The organism is Sporolactobacillus pectinivorans, assembly GCF_002802965.1.
Classification (GTDB): Bacteria; Bacillota; Bacilli; order Bacillales; family Sporolactobacillaceae; genus Sporolactobacillus; species Sporolactobacillus pectinivorans.
Window position 1 is genome coordinate 1 of sequence record NZ_NXGA01000013.1, and the last position, 592, is coordinate 592.

A 592-nucleotide genomic window follows, 5' to 3' on the forward strand; every position below is an offset into this window, starting at 1 on the left:
CTTGTCTTTCTTACTTTAATATGACGGTGATCTTGCTCAATGAGGTTATTCAGATATTTCGATGTACAATGACAGTCAGGTTTAAGTTTAAAAGCTTTAATTATTTTAGCCATTGCTGCCTTCGTTGAAGGTGCCTGATCTGTAACTACCTTTTGAGGCTTACCAAATTGTTTAATGAGACGTTTGATAAACGCATATGCTGAATGATTATCTCGTTGCTTACGCAACCAAATATCTAATGTATGTCCCTCTGTATCAATGGCACGATATAAATAGCTCCATTTTCCTTTTATTTTGATATACGTCTCATCAATACGCCATTTGTAATAAGCTTTTTTATGCTTTTTCTTCCAAATTTGATATAAAATTGGGGCATATTCTTGAACCCAACGGTAGATCGTTGAATGATGAACGTTTACACCACGTTCTCTTAATATTTCAGATATATCACGATAGCTCAATGCATATCTTAGATAGTAGCCAACGGCTACAGTGATAACATCCTTGTTAAATTGTTTATATCTGAAATAGTTCATACAGAAGACTCCTTTTTGTTAAAATTATATTATAAATTCAACTTTGCAACAGAACC

Annotated in this window: 1 protein-coding gene; it reads right to left on the reverse strand. The window is 33.3% G+C overall.

All coding sequences use genetic code 11. The features are described from left to right. A partial coding sequence (locus COP04_RS19265; RefSeq protein WP_031834588.1) for an IS6 family transposase occupies window positions 1-536 on the reverse strand: 536 nt, incomplete at its 3' end. Between the last annotated feature and the right edge of the window lie 56 nt (window positions 537-592).